Origin of the sequence: Streptomyces coelicoflavus (assembly GCF_003112555.1) — a bacterium.
GTDB lineage: Bacteria > Actinomycetota > Actinomycetes > Streptomycetales > Streptomycetaceae > Streptomyces > Streptomyces coelicoflavus.
The window spans coordinates 40680-52546 of sequence record NZ_BEWB01000009.1 but is presented as its reverse complement, the minus strand read 5'-3'; the positions used below and the strand labels follow the sequence as shown (position 1 = coordinate 52546).

Annotated in this window: 16 protein-coding genes; all 16 read right to left on the bottom strand. The window is 71.7% G+C overall.

Annotated elements, in window-relative coordinates:
* Positions 1-45 precede the first annotated feature (45 nt).
* The 16 genes from Sco07f_RS22085 to Sco07f_RS22010 all read right to left on the bottom strand — a co-directional run bounded on the left by Sco07f_RS22085 (position 46) and on the right by Sco07f_RS22010 (position 11859).
* Positions 46-447: a hypothetical protein gene (locus Sco07f_RS22085; protein WP_108988916.1), complete on the bottom strand. Its 402-nt coding sequence runs from the start codon at positions 445-447 to the stop codon at positions 46-48.
* A gap of 188 nt (positions 448-635) precedes the next feature.
* Positions 636-1394 (bottom strand): hypothetical protein, encoded by a 759-nt coding sequence (locus tag Sco07f_RS22080; RefSeq protein ID WP_244942109.1) that lies wholly within the window; start codon positions 1392-1394, stop codon positions 636-638.
* Between the two features lie 30 nt (positions 1395-1424).
* A complete protein-coding gene (locus Sco07f_RS22075) occupies positions 1425-2150 on the bottom strand; it encodes an SPDY domain-containing protein (RefSeq protein ID WP_167468175.1) in 726 nt (241 codons plus the stop codon).
* A 191-nt stretch (positions 2151-2341) separates the two neighbouring features.
* A complete protein-coding gene (locus tag Sco07f_RS22070) occupies positions 2342-3100 on the bottom strand; it encodes a hypothetical protein (protein ID WP_108988915.1) in 759 nt (252 codons plus the stop codon).
* Complete coding sequence (locus Sco07f_RS22065; protein WP_244942108.1) at positions 3097-3687, bottom strand: hypothetical protein; 591 nt, start codon at positions 3685-3687, stop codon at positions 3097-3099. Before Sco07f_RS22065 ends, Sco07f_RS22070 begins: the two co-directional genes overlap by 4 nt.
* 196 nt (positions 3688-3883) lie before the next feature.
* The gene (locus Sco07f_RS40715; RefSeq protein WP_244942107.1) at positions 3884-4177 is read right to left on the bottom strand and encodes an XF1762 family protein; all 294 of its coding nucleotides are present in this window, start codon (positions 4175-4177) and stop codon (positions 3884-3886) included.
* Entirely contained in the window at positions 4174-5967 is a 1794-nt protein-coding gene (locus tag Sco07f_RS22055) for a type IV secretory system conjugative DNA transfer family protein (RefSeq protein WP_108988914.1), read from the bottom strand. The genes Sco07f_RS40715 and Sco07f_RS22055 overlap by 4 nt, the downstream gene beginning before the upstream one ends.
* A gap of 27 nt (positions 5968-5994) precedes the next feature.
* On the bottom strand, positions 5995-6774 hold the full coding sequence (locus tag Sco07f_RS22050) for an SPDY domain-containing protein (protein ID WP_108988913.1): 780 nt from the start codon (positions 6772-6774) through the stop codon (positions 5995-5997).
* A gap of 2 nt (positions 6775-6776) precedes the next feature.
* Positions 6777-7343 carry a hypothetical protein gene (locus Sco07f_RS22045; protein WP_108988912.1) on the bottom strand — a complete coding sequence of 189 codons (567 nt, stop codon included), beginning with the start codon at positions 7341-7343 and terminating at the stop codon, positions 6777-6779.
* 30 nt (positions 7344-7373) lie between these two features.
* Positions 7374-8195, bottom strand: coding sequence for an SPDY domain-containing protein (locus tag Sco07f_RS22040; protein WP_108989129.1), 822 nt, complete (start codon positions 8193-8195; stop codon positions 7374-7376).
* On the bottom strand, positions 8186-8539 hold the full coding sequence (locus Sco07f_RS40175) for a hypothetical protein (protein WP_167468174.1): 354 nt from the start codon (positions 8537-8539) through the stop codon (positions 8186-8188). Before Sco07f_RS40175 ends, Sco07f_RS22040 begins: the two co-directional genes overlap by 10 nt.
* A gap of 26 nt (positions 8540-8565) precedes the next feature.
* Entirely contained in the window at positions 8566-9369 is an 804-nt protein-coding gene (locus Sco07f_RS22030) for an SPDY domain-containing protein (RefSeq protein ID WP_108988911.1), read from the bottom strand.
* Positions 9366-9749 carry a hypothetical protein gene (locus Sco07f_RS22025; RefSeq protein WP_108988910.1) on the bottom strand — a complete coding sequence of 128 codons (384 nt, stop codon included), beginning with the start codon at positions 9747-9749 and terminating at the stop codon, positions 9366-9368. Before Sco07f_RS22025 ends, Sco07f_RS22030 begins: the two co-directional genes overlap by 4 nt.
* Positions 9750-10025: 276 nt before the next feature.
* A complete protein-coding gene (locus Sco07f_RS22020; RefSeq protein WP_108988909.1) occupies positions 10026-10433 on the bottom strand; it encodes a hypothetical protein in 408 nt (135 codons plus the stop codon).
* A 17-nt stretch (positions 10434-10450) separates the two neighbouring features.
* Positions 10451-11104, bottom strand: coding sequence for a hypothetical protein (locus tag Sco07f_RS22015; RefSeq protein WP_108988908.1), 654 nt, complete (start codon positions 11102-11104; stop codon positions 10451-10453).
* Entirely contained in the window at positions 11101-11859 is a 759-nt protein-coding gene (locus Sco07f_RS22010) for a hypothetical protein (RefSeq protein WP_108988907.1), read from the bottom strand. The genes Sco07f_RS22015 and Sco07f_RS22010 overlap by 4 nt, the downstream gene beginning before the upstream one ends.
* Positions 11860-11867: the final 8 nt, after the last annotated feature.

The following is an 11867-nucleotide window of genomic DNA, read 5'->3' as shown; positions in this document are numbered from 1 at the left end:
GTGGTGGCCAGGAGATGTCTTTCTCGGGTGGGCTGTCGCGGCCGGTCAGCGGTGGCGTGGGGCCGGTGAAGGCGGGGACGCTACGGGGGTGGTGGCGCTCTGGCCGTGGGCGGCTTGGGCACGGGGCGTGGTGGGCTGGTGGCTTAAGGCGGGGGCCACGCGGCCGAGGGCCTGGGCGATCTGCTGGGCCTGATCGTGAGCAGTGTCGAGCTGCTCGGCGACCTCGGTGGGGAAGCGGTCCCACTGGGCTCGGTACTGGTAGCGCTGGATGATCTCGGCGGCGTTGCGCAATTGCTGGGCGACTTGCCGCAGGACGGCGGTCTTCTGTTCCGGGGCGGTCGCGGTGTGTGTGGCTTGCAGAAGCGCGTCCAGGGCGGTGGGCAGCGACTTGTCGGGCGCGGGAAGGCCGTAGAGGGCGGCGTGCAGTGCCTGGGCGTAGACCGTCACGGTCCGCCCCGACCGCGGCTGCGGTACTCGACGGGGGCTTGCTGGCGGGCGCCGAAACTGACGGTCACGTCCCGGGGAGCGGCACCGGGGTGGAGCTGGTCGGCCAGGGCACGGGCGAGATCATGCACGGAGGGGGGCGTCGGACGTGGAAGCTCCTCGGATGGCGGTGCTGGATTTTGTAGCGGTGGTCAGCGGGTGCGGCGACGGGCCGATGGTGTGGTTCGCGGACCGGTGGCGGCAGCTGAGCGGCGGCGGGCGCTCGCGGGGATGTCGGCTGGTGTGGGGATGCCCAGGTGGACACGCGCGCTGAGACCGTGGGCGTACGCCTGTGCCTCGGCAGCGGTGACGGCGCCGAGCAGTCCGCGCTCGTCCAGCCCGTCCCGCGGGCGGTAGGACGCGCCGTCTGCTGTGGAGACGAAGCCGTGTTGCTCCAGCAGCAACCGGGCGGCGGTGGTCGAGGCGGTCACGGCAACCGTGCCGTCACCGAACTGGAAGCGCAGGTCCGGTCCGCCTGCCGGCTGGTCGGGACTCCAGCGGGTTGTCCAGGAGAGGTCGACGAGGTCGTGGGTGTGGGCCAAGAGGGCGTACATCGCGACGCCGGGGCGCTCGTGTACGTCCCGCGCGGTACCCGGGGACAGCAGGTAGAGCCTGTGGCCGTGGTGTTCACGAGGGAGGAAGCCGGCGTCGGTGAGCAGCCGGTCGGCGTCGCGGATGCGGCGGTTGAGGATGACGAAGGTGTGGCTGTCGCCGGTGGACCCGATGAAAATGTCGGGGATGTCCAGGAGTGACACGGGGGTCCAAGGGATTCGGAAGTGCAGGCCGGGAGGAATGGCAGTGCGCTCGCGGCAACGGACGGGTACGTGCAGCCGAGGCAGGGCGTCGTTGTGCCGGGTGAAGTCGCCGGCGAGGAGCAGGAGGTGCTCGACCGGCGCAGTCGGCTCGTTCATCTGGGGATGACGGGTTTGGGTGAGGCTGGGTCAGCGGCGGTGTACGGCGCGGCCGAGCTGGCTGGCGGCGTGGTGGACGTGTGGGTTCACGGCGGCTCGGTGCACGGGGGTGATGAGCGCGTCGTCCAGGTTCTGCACGAGGTAGGGGACGTCACGGAAGGTGCGCTCGACCGGGGTGGTCGTCGCGAGGTGGGTGAAGAACTGGGCGACGAGCCGCTCGGGGGTGTCCTGGGTGAAGGAGGCGTCCCAGTGGGTGTCGAAGCCGTCGTACACGTGGTGCCGGAAGCGCCACGGGGTGTGTTCCGTCGGGGTGTGCTGCAGGTGGCAGTGGCCGTCGGGCGAGGTGAACGTGTCGTCCTCGCGGTGCCAGTGGTTCAGTTCGGCGATCTGCGCGAGGGGGGTAGTGGTGAGCGGGATCCGGCCGATGTGCCGGTCGTCGCCGAGCAGCTGGGGCAGAGCCTGGGTGACGGCGGCGATGGCCTCGATCGGGGTCTGCCGGGTGAAGCGGGCTTCCCAGTACGGCTCGTGGTGTGCGACGGACCACCAGTAGCCGCGGGCGTGATGGGAGTTGAAGTTGACGTACAGGCTGCCGTCGGAGCTGTGGACGCTGATGCGACCGCTTGCGCGATCGTGCTCGCTCGCCCAGCCGAAGAGGTGGATCAGCGGGCCGAACGCGTCGGCAAGCCGGTCGACGCCCGCTCCCGCCAGATAGCGCGGGGAGACAAGGACCCGGTCCTGGGGCGCCAAGGGCCTCACCGCCGGGCCTTGTACCGCAGGCGGCAATGGGCCAGGGCTGATCGGGTGTAGCGCGTCGGTGCCGGTGTGCAGGAGACGTCTGGGACGCGTGCGGGCAGGGCCTCGTATCCGTCCACCCGAGCGCGGGGTGGATCCGGATGTTGGGCACGGTTGTGCGAGGTCATGGGCTGCTGTGGGCTCCGATGGGTTAGTTAACGGCTGCGGGCGGCCGTCTTCGCAGCGGTGGGAGCGGGCGCGGGTGTCGTGCCGGGCGCCCTGCGAGTGGGCGGGCTGCTGATGGCCGTGGCCAGCGCGGTGGTGCCGGCGGGAGTGAGGCGGACTCGGTCCTGGAGCGGGCCGCCCACATAGGCGGCAGGCGCGGATTGTGGAACGCGCTCCGCGAGCCCCTTTGCCTCCAGCGCCCGCAGTGTGCCCAGGAGCACGCGCTCGTCGCGGTAGTGGACGTTTTGCCGTCCCAGGGAGCTGGTGACCACCACGTTCCCGCAGGCGATCTCCCACAGGGCGGTGTGGTGAGCGGCGGTCAGGGTGTGTTCCGGACTGTCGCCTGCTGCCGTCCCCCGGCGGCGTCGGATTTCGTAGGCGAGGGTGTTGGCGCAGCCCATCGCGGCTTCGGGTGCCAAGGCGGTCAGAGTGCGTGCCATCGGGAGCTGCTGGTCCGCGGAGGCACTGCTCAGGAAGGCGAGCTGCTCAAGGCGGACCACTGCGTCCGACAGGTCGGGACTGCGGAAGAGGCGTTCGTCGGTGACCGCTTTGAGGGCGGTGCGGGTAGCAGAAGCGAGTCGCTGGGCGGAGGCGGCGTGGGCGTTGGACGTGGATGGCGGATGGGCCCGCAGGAGACGGTCGAGCATGTCGTTGTGCTGCACGTACTGGTCTGCGAGCAGCAGCAGGCACTCAACCGGCGTCGGCGGGGCGGCCACGTCGAACAGGAAGCCCTCGGGTGGTGTCGTCATACGCGGCGCCGGGCAGCGGGCGCAGGCGGCGCGGAGGACGCCTTCTGCGGGCTGGGCCCGTGGGCCTCGGCGATGAGTTGCCGGTCTTCAGCGCGCGCCGAGAATGAGGCGAGGCGGCGGTAGAGCCGTCGCGCTACGGCGCGATAGGTGGTGGCCGCTTGCTGCATCTCGACACCGGCACGGCGGAGTTGATCACGGCTGGTTGCGGGGGTGGGGTCGGCGTCCTCGTACAGCAGGATCTCGGTGCGGTGATGGATGGCGAGGTTGCACAGGGTGGCGGCCATGGAGATCTGGGAGCAGGCGCCGGCGAGGAGCGCCAGGTTCTCGGCCCCGTCCTTCATCGCGGGGTACTGGCTGACCGACAGGTCGTGCACCTGACGCGTGCACTTCATCGCCAGCTCGTGCACTCGCAGGCTCACGGGTGCGATGTCTCGGAAGGGCTTGGCGATCTCGCCCTCCCGGATGCGTGCCGCCTCCGCGGACAGCTCCTTCAGGGCGGGGGCCACCTCGCCGAGAAGGCGGGTGTGTTCGGTCAGGTCGACGGTGTGCAGGACAGCTCCGGGAGGACGCGGGGCGGTACGGGGCAAGGTGAAGGGGTCCGTTGCTGTGCAGGAACGGGCTCGGTCACAGGGCTTCCCACAGCAGGCGGGTGACGTGGTCGTTGCCGTGGCCGGCGCGTGGGCGGGACGGGGTGTGCCATCCGGCGCGGGGCGGGCGGCTGGCGATGATGCGCCATCCGGCGCCGCGCAGTGATGCGCCGCTCTCGCCGGCCTGCGTGACCAGTCATCGGTAGCCGAGGGCCTTCGCCGCCCGCCACGCGGCCCCATAAAGCAGTGAGTTCGCGTTGCGAGTGGCGTCGCTGGCGGTCCGGGTGACTTCGAGGGTGGCGCCGTCGTCCAGGTGACGGGCCACCGGCTTACCGACGATGGCCACGGCACGCAGCGTGCCGGTCTCATCGGCAGCGCCGACGGCGAAGATCTGTCCTGCGGGCGGCGGGTGGTGATGGTGCCAGGCGCGCACGAAGTCCTTCGCCTCACGGGAGCGGACCGGCACCAGGTGCAGGGGCGCGTCGCTCACACGGCCGTCCCGAAGTCGGACTGCGTCGGCGCGTGCTTCGCGACGGCACGCGCCGTGATCGCCTTCGACGCGCGGGCGGACGCCGCGGACAACTCCTCCGCGCCGGGCTCCCGGTACCACGGCCGCAGGTCGAGCATGGCGGCGCGCATGCCGGTGGCGAAGCACAGCGCGGTGCCCTTGGGCAGGGCGCGGATCGCGTCGGCGGGCAGGATGCGCTCCTGGCGCATGCTGACCGAGGTCGACTTCCCGGACTCCGAGTGGGAGGTGGACGTGGTTTCCACGTCGTGGTCGCCGATCAGGCGGCTGAGCTTGTCGGCGAAGTCGGGGTCGTCGATGCCGGAGCCGATGACCTTGACGGTGGAGGCGGACCACATGGCGTCCATGCCCGCGTCTCCCCAGACCTTCTGGCCCTGTCGGTAGGACTGCAAAATCGTGATCGGGATGATTCCTCGGCTGCCGAGGTGGGAGTACAGGTCCGGCAGGTCGCTGATCTTGCACACGTTGGCGGCCTCGTCGAGGATCGCCAGCATGGGCGGGTCCAGGCGTCCGCCGGCGCGCTCGGCCTGGGCGGTCGCCGCGCGCATCACGGAGTCCGCGCACGCGGCGATCAGCGCGCTCGCTCCGCCTCCGCCGTCCTTGCTCAGCAGGAACAGCGTGTCGGTGGAGGTGACGAACTGCTCCGGCCGGAACTCGGCGACGTCCTTCTGGGGGGTCACCCAGGCCGCGATCTCCGCGTTGAGGAGGGCGGCGGCGTACTGGCGGGCGGTCTCGTAGATGCCGTCGCGGGTCTCGGGCGGTCCTTCGACGGTGCCCTTGAGCTGGGCGGCGACGGCGGTGAAGCCGTGGTCGCGCAGGATGTCGAGCGGGGTGCGGTCGGCGGGGAAGGCGAGCCACTGCATGATGTCGGTGATCGGCCGCTCATCGAGCGCTGCGGCCAGCAGCAGCTGGGAGAGGATGTTGCTGCCGGCCTTGGACCAGAAGTCGCCCTGCTGGGAGGCGTCCACCGAGGCGGCCAGGAAGTGTCCGGCGAGCCGGTTCGCCCCGTCCAGCGTTGTGGCGCCGGCCAGGGGGTTCCACCACATCTCGCGGTCGGCGTGCGCGATCTGCTGCGGGTCCATGGTCCACACCGTCCCCGCCCGGGCCCTGGCCTCGTAAGCGGTGGTGAAGGCGTCGCCGGCGGCCTTGTTCGACGTCAGCAGGACCGGACCGGGCGCGCCGAGCATGGACGGGATGGCCAGCGAGGTGGTCTTGCCCGATCGGGGCGCCATGATCGCGACAGCGACGTCCTCGAACCCCATCCTCACCTCGTGGCGGCTGCCCTGCAGGTTGCCGAGGAGGATGCCGGTGTCCTTGGCCTCGATGTGCTTGGCGTCCTTCAGACTCGGCCGCAGCGAGCGGGCCTTGTCGGTGATCGCCTTGGCCATCAAAGGCTCGATGTCCCGGGCCTTGGCCATGTCGGTGATCTTCTTCTTCCGGCCGCCACCCTGACTCCTGTGCCGGGCCCACACCAGACCGATCACCGCGGCGAGGACCAGGAGGAGGACGACGGGCACGATGCGGGCGCCGACGAGCAGGGGCGTTTCTCCCACGGTGGGCCAGACCTGCTCAGGGTGGAGCAGGGCGGCGGTGGGCTGGTAGGGCGCCCAGCCGCCTTCGGTGAGGTAAGCGGTGATGTTGCCGGACAGCCAGGCGAGGTGGGCAAGGGGCACGGCGATCGCGAGCACGCCGAGCAGGAGGCGCAGGGCAAGGTCGTATCCGTCGCTGCTGCTGCTGCTGTTGGAGGAGGGCAAGGGCTACATGCTTCCGGGACGGAGGGATCAGCGGCTGCGGCCGTGCCGGGACGGCGGTGGAGTCGGTGGCATCGGATTGGCAGGAGGGAGGGGGTGCCGGGCGGCGAGGGTCTGGACGCGTTCTTCCAGCGCCCCGGCGATGTCCACGGCGAGCACGTCCGTGGTCCTGCGGGCGACGACGCCGGGGTTGCGGGTGGGCAGGCTGCGCCCGCCGTCGGTGCGTAGAGCGGGCTTGGGGTCGGCGATCGCGGTGGTGAACGCGGCGACCAGGTGGTCGGGAGTGTGGGCGTCGAAGCGGGCCTGCCACACCGGGCGGGGGCCGAGCGTGGCGGTGACGAACCAGATGCCCGGTTCTTCCGCGTTAACCAGCCGCTGCACGTACGCGGTTCCGTCGGGCGAGACGAGGCCGTCGGCACCGACGGCAGGAGCAGACCAGGCGATCTGCCGGAGTGGCTCGAACGGATCGCAGGGTGCGTCGGTTGGCGGGGCAGGGGCGGTGAGGGCGTCGGTGAAGGCGGCGATCAGTTCGACCGGGGTGCGGGCCCCGAAGCTCGCGTACCAGGCGGGCCGGCCGGACTCGGCCGTGTGGTTGAGGGTCCACCACTGGCCGTCGGGGTCGGGCTCCAGGCGCAGGAGGGCCTTCTGGTCGGGGCTGGAGAGCAGGACGCGCGGCATCAGGGGGTCGTGACCGTGGCTCCAGCCGCAGGCGCGATGGAGGGGGATGGTGACCCAGGCGGGGTCGCCCCCGCCGGCGAGGTGGCGCGGGGTGATGAAGTCGACCTCGACGATGTCAGCTCCGGAGGGCATGGTCACCGCCTCGTCGCGCGGTAGCCGCCGTGCCGGGGTTTGACGGCGGGGAGCTGCGGACGCTTCGGCTGGGTTGCTGTCCGGCTGGTGGCTGCCTGGATGTCGAGGATGGCGCGGCCGTGGCAGGCCCAGTCGTCCAGGTAGCTCCAGCACTCTGCGTGGTGCTCGTCCAGCGCGTCGATGTACGCCTCGGTGCCCGGTCCGGCGCCCCGGGGGAGCTGGGCGCGGGTCTGTTGCCACTGCTTGTCCAGGGCGTCGAGGCGGCACAGCGCCTCCTCCAGGATGGTCAGTTGCCCGGGCCAGCTGTCCTGGGTGAGGTGTGCGGGCAGGTGCTGGAGCTGGAGCCGGGCGGTGGCCAGCAGTTGGCGGGCGCCGTAGCGGATGCTGGCGAACGCCGTAGCGGTGTCTGCGTCGCGGACGGCGGCCCGGCGGCCGTAGGTCTCCTGGTCGAAGGGCCAGCCGTCCAGGTCCGTGTTGAACTCAGTGAAGGCGTCCCAGGAGGCCAGGATCCGTTCGCTGTGGCGCAGGTAGCGGTTGAGGCGCCGCAGCGAGACGCGGCGGTGGTTCATGGTGCGGGAGATCGGAGAAGTCCTTCTGGTTCAGCGGCGGGCGGTCGGCTGGACGGCGGTGGTGGGCGCCGGGGGCTTCGCGGCGGCGGTCTGCTGACGGCGCACGGCACGGGCCTGTGCCCGGAGTACCTTCACCCGGGCGATGTGGGCATCGACTACCTGCTGCGGGCGCAGCGGGCTCGGCTCTTTGACGGCGCTGTAGTGGGCGGTGCGGTCGAACATGCCGCGTTGCAGCGGGCTCTGGTCGGTCAGCGCGCTCAGGAAGGCGCCGGCGAGGTGATCGGGAACGTGCTCGTCGAGGTAGGCGTGCCAGATGCGCGGGCCGGGGTACTGAGTGTCGTGAGCGTCCCGCACCTCGATATGCCAGGACGGCCGCTCGTGGAACTCGCTCGTCGGGCGCCGTTCGATATGGCACATTGCGTCCGGTGAGTGCGCTGCCCCGGCCTCGTCGGGCCGCCACCCTGCGCTGGTCACCGGCTGCCAGGGGTCCGACTGTGGCGAGGCGGGTGCGATGAGGGCGTCGGTGAGGCGGGAGAGGACCTCGGCTGGCACGAGTTCACCGAACTCGGCGTACCAGCCGTGTTCGTTGTCGGCGGAGGCGGCCCGCAGCCGCCACCATGCGGAGGTGGCGGACTGCGGGTCGAACTGCAGGCGGTAGCGGTGATCGGGGCTGGCCATCACGATCTCGGCGCTGAGCGGGTCGGAGACCGTGGTCCATCCGGCCGCGGCCAGGCCGTGGGTGACGTGGCGGGCGTCTCCCGGGCCGGCGAGGTGGCGAGGGCTGGTGTCGAAGGGGATCTGCCAGGCGTGTTTGTCGGCGAAGGCGTCGAGCCGGCGTTCGCTCAACGGCACCGGCTGCACCCCTGCTCGCTCTCGGCGTCGTCGTACAGCGCGCGCAGCTCGTCGAGGACGTAGTGGAGGGTGTGCTGGTCGGTCTGTTCCCAGGCGGCGGAGCGCAGCTCGGCGGTCAGGAGGTTGACGTGCGCGGAGCGCGGGATGGCCTGGTGTTCCTGGATGGTGCGGGCGAGGGCACGCAGGGTGTCGGCGAGCTGGACGGGCAGGCCCGTGTACTCGTCGAGGAGCGGCTCGACGAGGGCGAGGGCTTCGGCGGGGTCGGGGTTCTCGCGCAGGTACTCGGTGACGTCCGACAGCGTTTCGGTCAGGGTGCGCAGAGTGTCCGGGGTGGGGGCGGGCATCGGGCTCCTTGAAGTGAGGGGAGAGGTCAGCGGCGGGTCCGGGCGCCGCCGGCCGGGTTGTAGGGGCGGGCGGTGGTGCGTGGCCGGGTGCTTCGGGCGTTCGTGCGGGCCCAGGTGGCGGCGCGGGCGGCTGTGATCCGGGCCTGTTGCCACGCGCTGAGCTGGGAGGGCTTGACGGAGACCGACCAGGTACGGATCTGGGCGCTGTGCGGGACGCGTCCGCGTGGGCGCATCACGGGGTCGGGGCCGGCGAGTTCCGTGGAGAAGGCTTGGACCAGGTGCATTGGCGTGTTCGGCGTGAAGTTGGCAGTCCAGCCGTTGCCCTGCTTGTCCTGCGCTCCGGTCCACCACATCGCCGTGCCATCGACGCCCTGGTGGTACTGCATCCACGCGGTGCCGTCGGGGCTGGTCGCCATATAGTTCTGGCCCTCGAACCGCGTGTGCCAGTTCTGCTCCTGCAGGGGCGCCCAGACGTTGGGGGCGTGTGCGGAGCGGGGGCGGGTGAGGGCGTCGGTCAGACCGGCGACGATCTCCACCGGCGTCTGCCGGCCCAGGTGCGCAGACCATTCGCCGGTCGCGCCGCCTGCCCGGCCGTGGATGGTCCACCCGCCGGGGAGGATGTAGGGGTCGTAGGCGACGCGGACGGTGCGGTCCGGGCTCTCCATGAGCAGCGGGCCGTCCTTCTTGGACTTGTCCCGCCAGCCCGAGGCGCGCAGGAACTCCGAGACGTGCCGGACGTCGCCGCCGCCGGCCAGGGCATGGGGCTGGACGAGGTAGTGCTGCTCGGCTTGCTCGCCCGGCCCCCAGCCCTGCCACTGCTTCTTCTTCACCGGCGCCGCCGTACGACGAGCGGGGCAGGAGCCGGGGGCTTCGCCGCGCTGGTGGCCGGTCGGGTGCCGAGGTGCTGGAGGAGGTTCTGGTGTTCGTCCAGGTCCAGGCTGATGTCGTGCAGTTCGTTGGCGGCACGGCCCAAGGCGAGCCATACCTCCGCTGGCAGGGCGCCTCGTTCCGCCTCGCTCTTGGCGAAGTGGCTGCCGGTGATGACGAGGTGGGTGACGCCGCCGAGGACTCCGTTGTCCGGGTCGAGGACGCGGGCGATGACCTGCGCTGCCTGGGGCGGGGGAAGCTGGGAGAGGTGGTCGGAGAGCTGGCCGAGCTGGCGGGTGATCTCGTCGGCCAGTCTCACCGGGTAGGGGGCGGGGTGGGACATGCTCCTCCGGGTGCGTGGACGGTCAGTGGTGGTGTTGCTGCCCGACGCGCTGCGTCTCGGTGTGAAGGGCTTCCGGGTGGGCGCCGGCCAGCGGGGCGGCGTGGTCGGGGCAGGTGGGAATGCAGGCGCGTAGATAGCGGCGGAACAGGGCGGTTGCGAGCCGGGGTTTGAGCCCATGGCTGATCGGTGCGGGTGTGCGGTCTGCTACGGGTTTCTCCGTGGAATCGGGTGGCGGGGAGGTGGGCGGCCCCGGTGTGGTGCCGGGGCCGCCCGGGCTTACGGGGTGCGGCGGGCCGGTGCGGGGCGCGAGGGGGGACTGGCGGGAGCCGGTTGCTGCGGGGCGGGGCGGGCCGTGCGCGCACGGAGGCGGTGCACGGCCTGCTGGTAGAGGGCCTCGTCGAAGACCTCGGGGTCGCGGTTGACCGTGTATCCGGCCAGGAGCAGGGAGGGGATGGCGCGGTTTGCCAGGCGTTTCTGCTCGTCGGCACCGAGGTGGTCGGGCACGGTGTGCCAGATGTAGAGCGGCTCGCCTGTGGGGTATTCGTGGCGTTCGAGGCCGAGCTGTTCCAGCAGGTCGTGGAGCTCGGCGGGGGCGCCGGTGGGGGTGTCGGCGTGGATGGTGGTCGTCAGGGCCTTGATGTAGATCTCGACGTCTGTGCCGTACTCGTCGGCCAGATTGGCCATACGTTTCATCTCCGGGGTCAGCGGCGGCGGGAAGCCGGGGCCTGTGCACGGCCCGGTGCCGGGGCCGGTGCGGTCACCGGCGGCTGCGTCCGGCGGGCGGCGTGGTTGCGGGCGTGCAGGACGACGCGGGCGGCTTCGCTCAGGGAGTTGGCCGTGCAACCGAGCCGTGCGAGGGGCTCGGGTTCCTCGCCGGGCGCGGCGCCGTGCAGATCACTGGCAGCGATCCAGGCGCGGACGATCACTTCCCTGGTCAGGGGCAGCAGCCCGTGCACGGGCGCCGCGACCTCGGTCAGGACCTCGGCCACCGCGCTGCTGGTCTCGGCGGCCGAGACCCGCTCGGCGAGCTGAGCGAGGTAGCGCAGGGCTGCGTCACGGTCGCCGTCGGGGGCGGCCAGCATGTTCAGGGCGGGGTCGAGGTGGACGCTGTGGCCGGCGGCGAGCAGGGCGTGCGAGGCGCTGGTCGCCTTCAGGCGCTGCTGCTCGATGGGCAGGCCGTGCGGAAGACGGTGGTAGTCCCCGCGGGGCCCGGGAGCGGAAAGGAAGCCGCCGGTCCGCTGGAGGATGTCCGCGGCCTTCTCGGTGCCGCCGATGGCCACGACCAGGCCGGTACGGGGGTCCTTGGTGATGGTGACGTACTCCAGGACCCAGAAGTCGGGCTCCCTCTGGTTCATCGCGTCCTGGTGGTGGGTGTGCGGGCACCGGCGGGGGCCGGCGGCATGGAGGCGGGGGCGGAGGTGGGCGCGTGACGCCCGGCGGGGTGCTGGAGGGCGGTGCCGATACCGAGCGCGTCGAGCTGCGGGCCGATCTCACGCAGCACGCGGGCCTGGGCCTGGGAGTCGTCGCCCTCCAGGCGGTAGATGCCGCTGTGTGGGTCCTGGACGAAGCCGTGGGCGGCGAGGATCGTGCCGGCCCGGTCGTCGGCGGGGGCGGTGGCGACGCTGCCGTCCGGCTGCCAGGTCAGGACGACCCGGTCCGGCTGGGAGGGCTGGATACCGCCCAGGGCGTTGTGCCGGACTTGGGCGAGCGCACGGTCGTAGCGGACGAGCAGGTCGCCGGCGACCTGCTCGGCACCGAGGAACGGGTCGTCGGTCAGGGCGATGCCGTTGGGCTCGGAGACGCCGCGGTACGCCTCGTCCGGCAGGGCGCGGGGGGCGACGGCGGCGAGGAGGAAGCCGTCGCGTTCGTCGTGCCGGTCGATCAGGACGAGCTGGGCGCCGTCGGGGCGGCTGAGGACGGCGGCCTGCTGCAGGGGGTGTTCGGCCAGGGCGGCGGCGACCAGGTCCAGGTCCCAGATCTGGTCGGTGAGTTCGGCGAGGTCGTCCTTGGCGTCGCCCGTCAGGTGGGTGCTGGTCCAGGTGTCGGGGAGTTCACCGGCGAGGACGTCGGCGTAGGAGGCAAGGCGCTCGGAGGCGCTGTGGTCGTGCATGGTGTCCT

Coding starts and splice junctions, on each gene's coding strand:
- Sco07f_RS22015 (WP_108988908.1), bottom strand. CDS start 11,104: ATGAACCAGAGGGAGCCCGACTTCTGGGTCCTGGAGTACGTCACCATC.
- Sco07f_RS22025 (WP_108988910.1), bottom strand. CDS start 9,749: ATGTCCCACCCCGCCCCCTACCCGGTGAGACTGGCCGACGAGATCACC.
- Sco07f_RS22010 (WP_108988907.1), bottom strand. CDS start 11,859: ATGCACGACCACAGCGCCTCCGAGCGCCTTGCCTCCTACGCCGACGTC.
- Sco07f_RS40175 (WP_167468174.1), bottom strand. CDS start 8,539: ATGCCCGCCCCCACCCCGGACACTCTGCGCACCCTGACCGAAACGCTG.
- Sco07f_RS22020 (WP_108988909.1), bottom strand. CDS start 10,433: ATGGCCAATCTGGCCGACGAGTACGGCACAGACGTCGAGATCTACATC.
- Sco07f_RS22080 (WP_244942109.1), bottom strand. CDS start 1,394: ATGAACGAGCCGACTGCGCCGGTCGAGCACCTCCTGCTCCTCGCCGGC.
- Sco07f_RS22050 (WP_108988913.1), bottom strand. CDS start 6,774: ATGCCCTCCGGAGCTGACATCGTCGAGGTCGACTTCATCACCCCGCGC.
- Sco07f_RS22045 (WP_108988912.1), bottom strand. CDS start 7,343: ATGAACCACCGCCGCGTCTCGCTGCGGCGCCTCAACCGCTACCTGCGC.
- Sco07f_RS22070 (WP_108988915.1), bottom strand. CDS start 3,100: ATGACGACACCACCCGAGGGCTTCCTGTTCGACGTGGCCGCCCCGCCG.